The sequence below is a fragment of the Pseudomonas sp. Marseille-QA0332 genome, assembly GCF_054950175.1.
Genome location: NZ_CM143106.1, coordinates 1,985,254 through 1,999,449, shown reverse-complemented (window position 1 = coordinate 1,999,449; position 14,196 = coordinate 1,985,254). Strand labels below are relative to the sequence as shown.

Below are 14,196 nucleotides of genomic sequence, written 5' to 3'. Positions count from 1 at the left end.
GTCGTGCCGGCGCGGCGGCTGGCGCCACGCCGGTGCATTATCTGGGGTACAGCGGCGGCAGGCTGCCAGCCTCGCCGGCGGCTGGCAGCAGGTGCTCGGCCGCTGGGATGGTACCGATCGCGCGCCACAGGTCCTCGCCCTGCCAGAACTGGCCAGCCTCGCTGTACAGGGCGCCATTGAGGCCATCGAGCGCATCGGACAGCGGCACGAAACGCGCGGCCATCTCGGCAAGGGTCTCCGGCTGCTGGCGGGCCCAGGCATCGAGCGCCTGGCGCGTGGCCTGGGGGTCGTTGGCCTGGCAGGCGCGCTTGAGATCGTCGAGCAGGCTGCGCGGGCTCGGTCCGCTCTGTGCGCTGCGTGGCACGGCCGGCTGCGAGCGTGCACGCCACCATAGCGCATAGGCCACCAGGTTGGACAGCGCCAGCAGCAAAGTGGCCAGTTGCCAGGGCCCCATTCGAGCGGCACTGCCGCGCGCAATGCCTGGGGCGTCGCTGGAGAGCGCCGGGTTATCCACAACGGTCAGGGTCCGCGCCGGTAGGCTGGTATGTTCCAGATGATCCTCGAGCGTGTTCCACCACGTGATTTCCTGGGCAGGCAGGGCCAGCTCCCCGGCACGGGTGGGGACCAGCGCCTCGCGTTCCTCGCGATTGGCGATCATGCCGCGCTCCCCGACTTCGTTGCGTAACAGAGGTTGGTCGGGATAACGGCGCAGGCCAACCACTTCGGTTGCCGGAACCGCTGCCAGCTGGGCGCTGGACAGGCCTTCGGCGCGCACGCTGATGCTCCGGGTCAGGGAATCGCCCACCTGCGTCGGCTGGCTGGCCGGATCAGGGCTCCAATGCTCCTCCAGGCTCAATCGACGCGCCGGCAGCCAGGGCTGGCCGGCCGGATAGTTTGCCGGGATCGGCCGCACCTGCAGGCGCAACGGCAGCGAGCTGGCCTGGATCTGGCGCGCGCCGCGCGGGCTGTCGGCCGTCTGCCCGCCACTGCCCGCGGCGGTGGCGGTGAAGGTCAGGGGGGCAATGGCGAGGCTGCCGCTGTGCTGCGGGAAAATGGCGTAGCGCGTTTCGATCACGCCATGGCGCAGGCCATTGATCTGCTTCTCGTAGGTGCGTGATTCGCCCAGGGGTTCGACCTTGGCGTCCTGCAGTGCAATGGGGCTCAGGTTGCTGTCGTCGTACAACGATACCGAATGGTAGATGCGCACGGTCAGCACGGCCTGGGCCTGGACATAGACCTCGCTGCTGTCCAGGGTGGCCTCGACGAAGACCTGGGCCGCGCTGGACGGCTGGCTGGCGTCGGCCTGCTGCACCTGGAGTTCGATCGGCTGGCTACGTGACTGGCCAAGTTGCAGCTCGGGAATGCGCAGGCTGCCGCTGCGCCGCGGCAACAGGGTGATGATCCAGCGCGTGCTCGCCCGGGTCTCGCCATCGAGCGTGTGCAGACTGTTGAGCTGGCGGGTGCTACCTACTTCGAAGTCCGGCTCGAGCACGCTCAGGTCGGGCTTGCCGAACTGGGTGACGTCCTGGCTTTCCAGGGTCAGCTCCAGGGTTTCGCCAGCCTCGACGCGAGTACGGTCGACGCTGGCCTGGAACGCAGGCTGAGCCAGCACTGGCAAGGCGATGGCCAGGCTCAGAAGAAGGGCGCCGAGGCGTCTCATCGTGGGTCTTCCTGATGCAGTTGCTGCTCGTACCAGAACTTGCGTCGAAGCAGCTCCGCCGGGTTGTCGGGAATTTCTCGCAGCCATTGTTCCAGGGCCTGGCGCTGCTCGGCATCCAGCGTGGCGGTAGACGGGCGCCGGGGCGGCTCGAGCGTATCGGCGTCGCTACCCTGGCCCCCGGCTGCCTGCCCCTGGCCATCGCTGTCGGCAGTGTTGCCAGCCTGGCCGGCCTGCTCGTCGTGGGCAGACGGATGCGGATCCTCGGCGGTGGCCGAGCTGCTGTTGCCATCGTTGTCCGGCCCAGGCGTGGCCGCGGCCTCGCCTGGGCTTGCCGGTTGCGCCTCGGCGCGTGCCTGGCGCTGTTGCAGCGCCTGATTGACCAGGGCCTGGTTGGCCAAGGCTGGCTGCAGGTCCGGCTGCAGCGCCAGGGCCTGGTCATAGGCGTCCAGCGCTGCCTCCAGGTCGCCGCTGCGGGCCAGCGCATTGCCTCGATTGTAATGACCCTGGGCGCTATCGTCCCTGGCGAAGGCGCGAGCGGCGCCAGCGAAGTCGCCGGCCCGGTACAAGGCCATGCCCTGCCAGCGTGGATCCTCGAACCGGCGCGCGGCTTCGGCCGCCTGTCCGGCTTCGAGCAGGCGCTGACCCTGCTGGTCCGGTCGCAGCCACAGGTTTTCGAATTCGAAGGCATGCCCCGGTTGCGGCACGGCCAGCAAGAGCGGCAGGCAGAACAGCCAGCCGCGGCGACCGGCACAGGCGGCCAGCAACAGCAACGGCAGCAGCAGCCAGTAGCCCTGGTCGGCCCACTCATCGAGCTGCAGGGCCTGGCCATCGCTGCGCAACGCCTGCGGATCATCGAACAGCCCCAGGGCGCGCAGGTCCAGGTCGTCGATCCGCGCATGGCGATAACGACCGCCGGTGCCGTTGATGAAGGCCCTGAGGCTCGGACCGTCCAGCCGCGGCAGCAGAATGCTGCCCTGATCGTCCTTGAGGTACTCGCCATTGGCCTGGCGTACCGGCGCACCGGCGCTGCTACCGATGCCCAGCATCAGCAGACCGGGGCCCTGCCGGCCCAGGGCTTGCAGGATGCCGTCGCGTTCTCCCGGATCGAGCGAGGAGCCGATCAGCAGCAGGCGACCCTGGCCCAGGCCGCTCTGCGCCAGCAGGGCCAGCCCTTTGCGTACTGCCAGGTCGGCCCGTTGGCCTGGCTGGGGCATGATCGACGGCTCGGCAGCCTCGAGCAGGTTGCGGGTGGTGGCCAGGTCGTCGGAAAGCGGTACCAGTACGTGGGCGCTGCCGGCATAGACGATCAGGGCCGTCTGGCTGTCACGGCGGTGTTCCAGCAGATCGAGGATCTTGCGCCGCGCTTGCTGCAGGCGATTGGGCGAAGCGTCCTCGGCGAGCATGGCCGGGGTCAGTTCGAGCAGAATCACCAGCGGGTCGGCCGGACGCTGGCGTGTTTCTTCCAGGCGTTGCCAGCTGGGACCAAGCAAGGCCAGCACCGCCAGCAGCCAGCCCAGCCCGAGGACGATCCATGGCAACTTGCTGGTGGTGCCATTGCCACCGCCAAGCAGGGCGGCATGGAACTGTGGTGGCAGGATCAGCTCCCAGCGCCCGGCGCGCTTGCGTCGGTGCCAGAGCTTGAGCAGCAGCCAGACGAGCAGCGGCAACATCGCTAGCCAGAGCGGGCGCAACCATTGTGGCCAGAGTTCGCTCATCGACGCCTCCTTGGGCGCAGGCGCTCGAGACGCTCGCGCCATTGCGGATGGGAAACCTGCAGCCTGGAGCGCAGGCGCAGGCGCCGCAGCGGATTGTCCGGCCACAGGTTGGCGGCCACCAGCAGCATGCTCAGCAGCAGTGCCGCAGCCACAGGCCAGGCATAGAGCTGGCGAGCGGTACGGGTGCGGGTCGGCTGCTGGGCAACCGGCTCGAGGCGATCAAGGGTGTCGCCGATCGCATTCAGTTCGGCGCCGTCATGGGCGCGGAAGTACGCACCCTGGGTGATTTCGGCGATTTCCTTGAGCGAAGCTTCGTCCAGGTCCAGGCTGGGGTTGAGCCCGAGCAGGCCAGGGGTGCCGGTCGCCTGCGGGTCTGCCCCAATGCCGATGGCATAGATGCGCACGTTTTCCTGGGCTGCCAGGCGGGCGGCGGTCACTGGATGAATCTGCCCGCCGTTATTGGCTCCGTCGGTGATCAGGATAAGCACCCGGCTCTGCGCCGGTCGTTCGCGCAGGCGCTTGACGGCCAGGCCAATGGCATCGCCGATGGCAGTATTCTTGCCGGCGATGCCGATCTGCGCTTCATCCAGGAAAGTCCTGACCGTGCGCCGGTCGAAGGTCAGCGGCGCTTGCAGGTAGGCTTGGCTGCCGAACAGGATCAGGCCCACTCGATCCCCCTGGCGCTCCTGAAGGAAGTCGCCAAGCAGCGCCTTGACCAGGTCCAGGCGGCTGATGTCGTCGCCTTGCCACTGCATGTCCGGAAAATCCATCGAGCCGGAGACATCGACGGCCACCAGCAGGTCGCGACCGCTGGCTGCCACCGGGACTGGCTCGCCCAGCCATTGGGGGCGCGCGACGGCCAGCAGCAGCAACAGCCAGATGAGCAGGAACGGTGCCTGCTGACGCCAGGTCGGCAGGTTCAGCCGCGCCCGCCGGCCAGCCAGGCTTTCCAGCTCGCCGAGAAACCCCACCTTGAGCACCGGTTCGCCACTGTCGGCCGCAGGCAGGGCCAGGCGCGCCAGCCACGGCAACGGCAACAGCAACAGCATCCAGGGCCAGGCCAGTTCAAACATGTTTGCGAATCCAGGTTTCGACGGCGGCGTTGAGACCGGCGATGGCCTTGTCGTCTAGCTTGCACTCGGGCTTGTAAGCGCCTTCGACCAGAATCATCCAGCGCGTCAGGCCGGCGGCCGGGCAGCGGTTGTCGAGAAAGGCCAGCCATTGCCGGCCATTGAGCGTATGGCTGTTAGCCCCAGGGTAATGGTTGCGGCACAGGCGCTTGAGCAGGGCATTGATCTGTTGCAGCCAGGCACCCGCGGGCGCGCCGTCATAGGGGCGAGGCAACCTGGCCAGTTCGGCCAGCGCCTCGACGCGTACCGCGTCCAGTGGCTGCTCGACGCTCGTCGCCTGGCGCTTGGCCGGCCGCCAATGGCGCAGGTGCCACAAGCCCCAGCCCAGCAGCGGCACGATCACCAGCAAGACCCACCAGCCAGGTGCCGGTGGCCAGGGGCTGACCGGCGCGGGCGCGATCAGGGCCTGCAACTGGTCCAGAGGATTCACCGACGGCTCCCGGGACGCTGGGCATTGAGGTACTCGCGCAGCTGTTCGATCATCTCGCTCTGGGTGCTCAGCGGCATCAGTACCACGCGCAGTTTCTGCGCCAGCGTTTCCCAGCGTTCGACACGCGCTTCGGCTTGCTGGCGGTAGCGCTGGCGCAGGCTGGCATCCAGGGTGTCGAGTTCCAGCTGCGCGCCACGCTGGCCGAAGCGCAGCAGGCCGGCAGCCGGCAGGGCGTGGTCCAGCGGATCGGACACCGGCATCAGCAGCAGGTCGCAATGCCGTGACAGCAGGCTCAATTGCTGCTCTACCGATGGTCCCAATGCCCGTTCGTCACAGATCACGATGGCCAGGCTGCCCGGACGCAGCACTTCGCGGGCGCGGCGCAAGGCCAGGCCAAGGCTGTCGGGCTGCAATTGCGCCTCGGCATGCAGCGACTGGTTGGCCCGGGCCAGGCGGTCGAGCAATTGCAGCAGGCTCTGCTTGCTGCGCCTTGGCTTGACCTCGTAATGCTGGTTGTCGCCGAACACCAGCCCGCCGATCCGATCGTTGTGGTCGAGCGCCGCCCAGCCGAACAGCGCCGCAGCCTCGGCCGCCAGCACCGACTTGAAGCTCACCCCGGAACTGAAGAACAGCCGCTGGCTCTGCTCGACCAGGATGAAGATCGGGCGCTCGCGCTCTTCATGGAACAGCTTGGTGTGCGGCTCCTGGGTGCGCGCGGTGACCCTCCAGTCGATATTGCGCACATCGTCGCCGGCCTGGTAGACCCGCACCTGGTCGAAGTCCACGCCGCGACCGCGCAGGCGCGAATGGTGCAGGCCGACCAGCGGGCTGCGCTGGCCGGGACGCGAGAACAGCTGCACTTCGCGCACGCGGTGGCGCATCTCGATGAGTTCCGTGAGCCCGATACGGATGCCAGGCTCTGGCGTTCGGCTCGTGGGCATCGGCTCAGGCGACGGCCACGACGTCGAGGATGCGCTGGACCACGCGATCCTGGTCGATGCCGGCCGCTTCGGCTTCGAACGACAGGATGATCCGGTGGCGCAGCACGTCGAACAGCACGGCCTGGATGTCCTCGGGGCTGACGAAATCGCGGCCGGCCAGCCAGGCGTGGGCGCGCGCGCAGCGGTCGAGGGCGATCGATCCCCGTGGGCTGGCGCCGTAGGCGATCCAGTCGGCCAGCTCGGCATCGAACTTGGCCGGCGTGCGCGTGGCCATGACCAGCTGGACCAGGTATTCCTCGACGGCATCGGCCATGTACAGGCCAAGGATGTCCTTGCGCGCGGCGAAGATCGCCTGCTGGCTGACCCGGCGCTCCGGCTTGGTCTCGCCGTTGAGCGCTTCGCCGCGAGCCTGCTGCAGAATGCGTCGCTCGACCGCCGCATCCGGAAAGCCGATCTTCACATGCATCAGGAAACGGTCGAGCTGGGCCTCCGGCAAGGGATAGGTCCCTTCCTGCTCGATCGGGTTCTGCGTGGCCATCACCAGAAACAGCGGAGACAGCTCGTAGGTGCTGCGGCCGACGCTGACCTGGCGCTCGGCCATCGCCTCGAGCAGGGCCGACTGGACCTTGGCCGGGGCCCGGTTGATCTCGTCGGCGAGCACCAGGTTGTGGAAGATCGGACCCTGCTGGAACACGAAGCTACCGGTTTCGGGGCGGTAGATCTCGGTGCCGGTGATGTCGGCCGGCAACAGGTCAGGGGTGAACTGAATACGGTGGAACTGGGCCTCGATGCCGTCGGCCAGTTCCTTGATGGCCTTGGTCTTGGCCAGGCCCGGAGCGCCTTCGACGAGCATGTGGCCATCGGCCAGGAGCACGATCAGCAGACGCTCGACCAGCTTTTCCTGGCCAAGGATCTGGGTGGAAAGAAAAGTGCGCAGCGCGATCAGCGCTTCACGGTGTTCCATCGTCGACGATTCCTGGGGTGCGCCGAGGTGGGTGGGCTGAACACTGCTCGGCAAGGGTTGCTACTTTAATGCATCCGGGGCCGTGCCGACCAATCCGGGCACGCAAAAAAGCTGCTGGCCGATACCGTCGCGCTGTCCGATTCGCCGCCGGCGAAGTCGGAAAGCGCTGATTCATCCGCTTTCAGGCAACACTGTTCGATGGGCGCTTTCGAGCACGAGGGCGCTGCCATGATTCGATCACACTCCCATCATCACCTTGCCGGCCAGAACACCTTGCGGATCGGCATATTCTTCGACGGAACCGGCAACCATCGCGGCAACAGCCAGGCCGGAGCGAATGCGTCGGCGCCAGGCAGCTACGGCAATGCCTTGACCAACATCGCCCTGCTCCACGAGCTGTATGCCGATTCCAGGCGCCAGCCTTGCGCGGTGCCTGGCCGTGCTTGCCTGGCGATCTATGTCGAGGGGGTCGGCACCCTCGAAGGCCAGCCTGACTCGATGCTCGCCCAGGCCACCGGGCGTGGGCGCACGGGCATCGCCGGGCGTGTACGGCAAGCCTGCCAGGCCACGGCGCGGCAGGTGCACGCCTGGCAGGCAGGGCACGCCGAGCTGCCGCTGGCGCGCCTGGAATTCGACCTGTTCGGCTTCAGCCGCGGAGCCGCGGCGGCCAGGCACTTCGCCAACGAGCTGGACAAGGGCGAAGACTCGTTGCTGACCAAGGCCCTGGCCAACCTGGCGGGGCATGGCCAGGCGGCAATTCGATTGGCTGGCCGAGCATCGATCAACTTCATCGGTCTGTTCGATACGGTGGAGGCCGTGGTGGCACCGATTACCGGCAGACTCGGCACTTCGCATCGACTGCAGCTTGGCCTGGCCGACGGCCTCGCACGACGAACGGTGCAACTGGTGGCGGCTGACGAGCATCGGCACAACTTCCCGCTGGTGCGCACCGCGCACGACATCGTCATGCCCGGTGCGCATTCGGATATCGGCGGTGGCTACCATGAGCGCATGACCGAAAGAGTCCTCCTGTGCAAGCCCAGGTCGACGCAGGTCCCGGCGAGCCTGCCGGTCCAGCAAAGCGCGGCCTATCGTGCGGTGCTCGCGCTGCAGCAGTCCGGCGCGGACGACCTGGCACAGGCGCGGATCGTCACTTGGGAAGTGCCGCTGCCCTCCCAGCGCGACAAGCATGACCTGCCGCAGAAGCGGGTCTATGTCGCGTTGCAGCGCGAACGGGAGGTGCTTGGGCATCTCTCGCGCATCTACCTGCGCATCATGCGCGAGCTGGCGCTGCGGGCCGACGTGCCGTTCGCCGCGCTGGACGAAGCTCATGAACGCTACCGCCTGCCCGAGGAGCTCGAGTCGGTGAGTCGCAAACTGCATGGGTTCGCGCTCGGCGAGCGCGACGAGATCGGGCTGGACGAGGCGCAGAAAAGCATGCTCCGGGCACGCTACATCCATGCTTCGGCGCACTGGAATCCGCTCAAGGGCTTGCGCAATAGCGAGCTGGATGCACTCTATGTCGATCGTCCAGCCGAAGGCGGGCGCAGGGTAGTGGAGTAGCTGAGACCGGAGCGGGTGCCGTCAAGGCGCCGGGCAGGGCAGAGCCAGGCCGTCGTCCGACCGCTGCAGTGCCCAGCGTCACGCTTCGATCACCAGCGTGCCGATGCCGTCGACGATCTTGCGCAAGGCCAGCTCCACCTCGCCACGCAGATCGCCTTCCGGTGTCTGGTGCAGGATCTCCAGGGTGGCGTGGCCCTTGAGCGCATCGCGGTCGCTGGCAGCGACTTCCACCAGCAGGCGGCGTGGACCGAGGGTGATCTTCAGTGTGCCAAGGGTGGAGAATTCCTCGCCCAAGGTCAGATCGATCGAATCCTCGTCGGGATAGCGGGTCATCAGGAACATGTGCCCGCCATCGCACGAGCAGCACAGCGTAGCCATGTTCTCCTCCTCTTCGTCACAAGGGGTAGCGAACAACAGGGCGGTCTTCAATTGCATGGGCGGCTCGATCAGTTGGGGTGAGGGGCAATTCTGCCAGCCTGCCGCCCAGGCATAAACAGCCGCCTGCCGTGCACTGTCCGAATATGTCGCAGCCTCGCAAGCCGAGGCGGCTGGCCAGTCGTTAAGCTGGCGGACGAGAATCACCCGCCAGGTCACGCTTGGTCGGCAGCGTTGCACGGGCGAACATGCGTGCAACCGGGCGTTTGCAGCCGCGCCATGGAACGGATGGCTGCCAGCTTCCGTCTGAAGCCTGGTACCACCGTCTTCGCGCAGGACTTGGCTATGGTTGTTTCTCGAAAGACGGATCCACGCGACGCTTCCTTCATGAAAAAGCACAAGCGGAGTACCACAGATGGCGTTCTTCACCGCAGCCAGCAAGGCCGACTTCCAGCATCAACTGCAAGCGGCCCTGGCGCAGCACATCGGCGAGCAGTTCCTGCCGCAGGTGGCACTGTTCGCCGAGCAGTTCTTCGGCATCATTTCCCTGGACGAACTCACTCAGCGCAGGCTTTCGGACCTGATCGGCTCGACCCTCTCGGCCTGGCGCATCATCGAACGTTTCGACCCCGAGCGACCCCAGGTGCGGGTCTACAACCCTGATTACGAACGGCACGGCTGGCAGTCCACGCATACCGTGGTCGAGGTACTGCACCATGACCTGCCGTTTCTCGTCGATTCGGTGCGCACCGAGCTCAACCGGCGCGGCTACAGCATCCATACCCTGCAGACCACCGTGCTCAGTGTCCGCCGCGGGCCAGGCGGCGAGCTGCTGGAGCTGCTGCCCAAGGGCACCCAGGGCGAGGATGTCGGCCACGAATCGCTGATGTACCTGGAGATCGATCGCTGCGCCAATGCCTCCGACCTCAATGTCCTGGCCCGCGAGATCGAGAAGGTGCTGGCCGAGGTACGAGTCGCCGTCGCCGACTTCGAGCCGATGAAAGCCAAGATCCGCGACCTGCTGTCGCTCGTCGAGCGTAGCGCCTACGCACCGGCGCAGGCCGAAAAGACCGCAGTCCAGGGTTTCCTGTCCTGGCTGCTGGACAACCATTTCACCTTCCTCGGCTACGAGGAGTTCACCGTGCAGGACGATGCCGAAGGCGGGCATCTGGTCTACGATGAACGGTCCTTCCTGGGCCTGACGCGTTTGCTGCGCGCCGGCCTGGGTGCCGACGACCTGCGCATCGAGGACTACGCCGTCGCCTACCTGCGCGAGCCTCGTCTGCTGTCGTTCGCCAAGGCTTCGCAGCCAAGCCGCGTGCACCGTCCGGGTTATCCCGACTATGTGTCGATCCGCGAGCTCGACGCCGATGGCAAGGTCATCAGGGAATGCCGCTTCATGGGCCTGTACACCTCCACGGTCTACGGCGAGAGCGTGCGTACGATTCCCTATATCCGCGATAAGGTGGCCGAGGTCGAGCGCCGCTCGCAGTTCGATCCAAAGGCACACCTGGGCAAGGAGCTGGCTCAGGTGCTGGAGGTGCTGCCGCGCGATGATCTGTTCCAGACGCCGGTCGACGAGCTGTTCAGCACGGTCATGGCGATCGTGCAGATCCAGGAACGCAACAAGATCCGGGTATTCCTGCGCAAGGATCCCTATGGTCGCTTCTGCTACTGCCTGGCCTACGTGCCACGGGAAATCTATTCCACGGAAGTGCGACAGAAGATCCAGCAGGTGCTGATGGAGCGCCTCAAGGCCAGCGACTGCGAATTCTGGACCTTCTTCTCCGAATCGGTGCTGGCGCGGGTGCAGTTGATCCTGCGCGTGGACCCCAGGAACCGCATCGACATCGATCCGCAGCAGTTGGAAAGCGAGGTGGTCCAGGCCTGTCGCTCATGGCAGGACGACTATTCGGCACTGGTCATCGAAAGCTTCGGCGAAGGGCAGGGCACCAACATCCTGGCCAACTTCCCCAAGGGCTTCCCGGCCGGGTATCGCGAGCGTTTCGCCGCCCATTCGGCGGTGGTCGACCTGCAGCACGTGGTCGCGCTGTCCGAAGCCAAGCCCCTGGCCATGAGTTTCTACCAGCCGCTGACGCAGGTGGGCGAACGCCAGCTGCACTGCAAGCTGTATCACGCCGATACGCCGCTGGCGCTGTCCGATGTCCTGCCGATCCTGGAGAACCTGGGCTTGCGCGTGCTGGGCGAGTTCCCCTATCGGTTGCGCCATGCCAGCGGCCGGGAGTTCTGGATCCATGACTTCGCCTTCACCTACAGCGAAGGCTTGAGTCTGGACCTGCAGCAGCTCAACGATACCTTGCAGGATGCCTTCATTCATATCGTTCGCGGCGAGGCCGAGAACGACGCCTTCAACCGCCTGGTACTGACCGCAGGCCTGCCCTGGCGCGACGTGGCGCTGCTACGCGCCTACGCCCGCTACCTCAAGCAGATTCGCCTGGGCTTCGACCTGGGCTACATTGCCAGCACCCTGAACAACCACACCGAGATCGCCCGCGAACTGACCAGGTTGTTCAAGACCCGCTTCTACCTCGCCCGCAAGCTCACCCAGGAAGACCTGGAAGACAAGCAGCAGCGACTGGAACAGGCGATCGTCACCGCGCTGGACGATGTCCAGGTACTCAATGAAGACCGCATCCTGCGTCGCTACCTGGACCTGATCAAGGCCACCTTGCGAACCAACTTCTACCAGACCGATGCCAACGGCCAGGCCAAGCCGTACTTCAGCTTCAAGTTCAACCCGCGGTCGATTCCCGAACTGCCCAAGCCGGTGCCCAAGTTCGAGATCTTCGTCTATTCACCACGGGTCGAGGGCGTGCATCTGCGCTTTGGCAACGTCGCCCGCGGCGGCCTGCGCTGGTCGGACCGCGAGGAAGACTTCCGGACCGAAGTGCTTGGCCTGGTCAAGGCTCAGCAGGTGAAGAACTCGGTGATCGTCCCGGTCGGCGCCAAGGGCGGCTTCCTGCCGCGGCGCCTGCCGGCAGGCGGCACGCGCGACGAGATCCAGGCCGAAGGCATCGCCTGCTACCGGATCTTCATCTCGGGTCTGCTCGACATCACCGACAACCTCAAGGAAGGTGGCGTGGTGCCGCCTGCCAACGTGGTGCGCCATGACGGCGACGATCCGTACCTGGTGGTAGCGGCGGACAAGGGCACCGCGACCTTCTCCGACATCGCCAATGGCATTGCCCTGGACTACGGCTTCTGGCTCGGCGATGCCTTCGCCTCGGGTGGCTCGGCGGGCTACGATCACAAGAAGATGGGCATCACCGCCCGTGGCGCCTGGGTCGGCGTGCAAAGGCACTTCCGCGAGCGCGGGATCAACGTCCAGCAGGATCCGATCACGGTGATCGGCATCGGCGACATGGCTGGCGACGTGTTCGGCAATGGCCTGCTGATGTCCGACAAGCTCAAGCTGGTCGCCGCGTTCAACCACCTGCACATCTTCATCGACCCGAACCCGGACCCGGCGAGCAGCTTCGCCGAACGCAAGCGTCTGTTCGAGCTGCCGCGCTCGGCCTGGAGCGACTATGACAAGAGCCTGATCTCCGAAGGCGGCGGCATCTTCCCGCGCAGCGCCAAGAGCATCGCCATCAGCGCGCAGATGAAAGAGCGCTTTGCCATCAGCGCCGACCGGATGACCCCCACCGAGCTGCTTCATGCGCTGCTCAAGGCGCCGGTGGACCTGTTGTGGAACGGTGGCATCGGCACCTATGTCAAGGCCAGCAGCGAGAGCCATGCCGATGTCGGCGACAAGGCCAACGACGCGCTGCGCGTCAATGGCGACGAGTTGCGCTGCAAGGTGGTGGGCGAGGGCGGCAACCTGGGCATGACCCAGCTTGGCCGCGTCGAGTTCGGCCTGCACGGCGGGGCGACCAATACCGATTTCATCGACAATGCCGGCGGGGTCGACTGCTCCGACCACGAAGTCAACATCAAGATCCTGCTCAACGAGCTGGTGCAGGCCGGCGACATGACCGAGAAGCAGCGCAACCAGCTGCTGGGCAGCATGACCGACGAAGTCGGCGCGCTGGTGCTTGGCAACAACTACAAGCAGACTCAGGCGCTGTCACTGGCGGCACGCCGTGCACGCGAGCGCATCGCCGAGTACAAGCGCCTGATGGCCGACCTGGAAGGGCGCGGCAAGCTCGACCGGGCGATCGAGTTCCTCCCCTCCGAAGAGCAACTGTCGGAGCGGCTGGCCGCCGGGCAGGGTCTGACACGCGCCGAACTTTCGGTGCTGATTTCCTACAGCAAGATCGATCTCAAGGAGCAGTTGCTCAAGTCGCAGGTGCCCGATGACGACTACCTGACCCGCGACATGGAAACGGCCTTCCCGCCGTCGCTGGTCAGCAAGTACGCCCAGGCCATGCGTCAGCACCGCCTCAAGCGCGAGATCGTCAGCACGCAGATCGCCAATGACCTGGTCAACAACATGGGGATCACTTTCGTCCAGCGCCTGAAGGAGTCCACCGGCATGAGCGCGGCCAACGTGGCTGGTGCCTATGTCACGGTGCGCGACGTCTTCCACCTGCCGCACTGGTTCCGCCAGATCGAGGCACTCGACTACCAGGTACCGGCCGAGATCCAGCTGACCTTGATGGACGAGCTGATGCGCCTGGGTCGCCGCGCCACCCGCTGGTTCCTGCGCAGCAGGCGCAACGAGCAGGATGCCGGGCGCGATGTGGCCCACTTCGGGCCGAAGATCGCCCAGCTCGGGCTCAAGCTCGACGAACTGCTCGAAGGGCCGACCCGCGCCCGCTGGCAGGTACGCTACCAAGGCTTCGTCAAGGCTGGCGTGCCAGAGTTGCTGGCGCGCATGGTCGCCGGCACCACCCACCTCTATACCCTGCTGCCGATCATCGAGGCCGCCGACGTGACCGGCCACGAACCGGCGCAGGTGGCCAGGGCGTTCTTCGCGGTGGGCAGTGCGTTGGACCTGACCTGGTACCTGCAGGAAATCGGCAACCTGCCAGTGGAAAACAACTGGCAGGCGCTGGCGCGCGAGGCGTTCCGTGACGACATCGACCTGCAGCAGCGGGCAATCACCATCTCCGTGCTGCAGATGGCCGATGCGCCGCAGGACATGGATGCGCGGGTGGCGCTGTGGTGCGAGCAGCGCCGGGTCATGGTCGACCGCTGGCGCGCCATGCTCGAGGACCTGCGTAACGCCACCGGCACCGACTATGCCATGTATGCCGTGGCCAACCGCGAGCTGGTGGACCTGGCAATGAGCTGAACCCTGGCTGCCAAGGGGTGAGCGGCAAGCCGCCAGCTCCAGGCTACAAGCTGCAAGTCGATCGAGGCGCCCGAGCGGGCCTCATCGACTTGCAGACCCAGGCGCAAGTATCTTGCATCGGGCCTGGCTCAACCTCGATCAGCTTGCGGCTCGCAGCTGCC

At 66.2% G+C, this 14,196-nt stretch carries 9 protein-coding genes; 2 read left to right on the top strand and 7 right to left on the bottom strand.

The window, feature by feature from the left end; all coding sequences use genetic code 11:
• Window positions 1-37: 37 nt before the first annotated feature.
• From ACY8GK_RS09270 to ACY8GK_RS09245, 6 genes are read right to left on the bottom strand one after another with little or no spacing between them, the layout of a single operon-like run.
• Window positions 38-1,660: a BatD family protein gene (locus ACY8GK_RS09270; RefSeq protein WP_462402866.1), complete on the bottom strand. Its 1,623-nt coding sequence runs from the start codon at window positions 1,658-1,660 to the stop codon at window positions 38-40.
• Window positions 1,657-3,375: a tetratricopeptide repeat protein gene (locus ACY8GK_RS09265; protein WP_196180994.1), complete on the bottom strand. Its 1,719-nt coding sequence runs from the start codon at window positions 3,373-3,375 to the stop codon at window positions 1,657-1,659. Before ACY8GK_RS09265 ends, ACY8GK_RS09270 begins: the two co-directional genes overlap by 4 nt.
• On the bottom strand, window positions 3,372-4,448 hold the full coding sequence (locus ACY8GK_RS09260; protein WP_462402865.1) for a vWA domain-containing protein: 1,077 nt from the start codon (window positions 4,446-4,448) through the stop codon (window positions 3,372-3,374). Before ACY8GK_RS09260 ends, ACY8GK_RS09265 begins: the two co-directional genes overlap by 4 nt.
• Complete coding sequence (locus tag ACY8GK_RS09255) at window positions 4,441-4,935, bottom strand: DUF4381 domain-containing protein (RefSeq protein WP_196180992.1); 495 nt, start codon at window positions 4,933-4,935, stop codon at window positions 4,441-4,443. Before ACY8GK_RS09255 ends, ACY8GK_RS09260 begins: the two co-directional genes overlap by 8 nt.
• Window positions 4,932-5,876, bottom strand: a complete 945-nt coding sequence (locus ACY8GK_RS09250) for a DUF58 domain-containing protein (protein WP_462402864.1) — start codon at window positions 5,874-5,876, stop codon at window positions 4,932-4,934. The genes ACY8GK_RS09255 and ACY8GK_RS09250 overlap by 4 nt, the downstream gene beginning before the upstream one ends.
• A gap of 4 nt (window positions 5,877-5,880) precedes the next feature.
• Window positions 5,881-6,840: an AAA family ATPase gene (locus ACY8GK_RS09245; protein WP_196180990.1), complete on the bottom strand. Its 960-nt coding sequence runs from the start codon at window positions 6,838-6,840 to the stop codon at window positions 5,881-5,883.
• 228 nt (window positions 6,841-7,068) lie between these two features.
• Here ACY8GK_RS09245 and ACY8GK_RS09240 point away from each other — a divergent pair, with 228 nt between their 5' ends.
• Window positions 7,069-8,403: a T6SS phospholipase effector Tle1-like catalytic domain-containing protein gene (locus ACY8GK_RS09240; RefSeq protein ID WP_196180989.1), complete on the top strand. Its 1,335-nt coding sequence runs from the start codon at window positions 7,069-7,071 to the stop codon at window positions 8,401-8,403.
• 78 nt (window positions 8,404-8,481) lie between these two features.
• On the opposite strand, the gene ACY8GK_RS09235 is transcribed toward ACY8GK_RS09240, so the two are convergent.
• Entirely contained in the window at window positions 8,482-8,838 is a 357-nt protein-coding gene (locus tag ACY8GK_RS09235) for a hypothetical protein (RefSeq protein WP_196180988.1), read from the bottom strand.
• A gap of 355 nt (window positions 8,839-9,193) precedes the next feature.
• Here ACY8GK_RS09235 and ACY8GK_RS09230 point away from each other — a divergent pair, with 355 nt between their 5' ends.
• Window positions 9,194-14,035: an NAD-glutamate dehydrogenase gene (locus ACY8GK_RS09230; RefSeq protein WP_462402863.1), complete on the top strand. Its 4,842-nt coding sequence runs from the start codon at window positions 9,194-9,196 to the stop codon at window positions 14,033-14,035.
• Window positions 14,036-14,196: the final 161 nt, after the last annotated feature.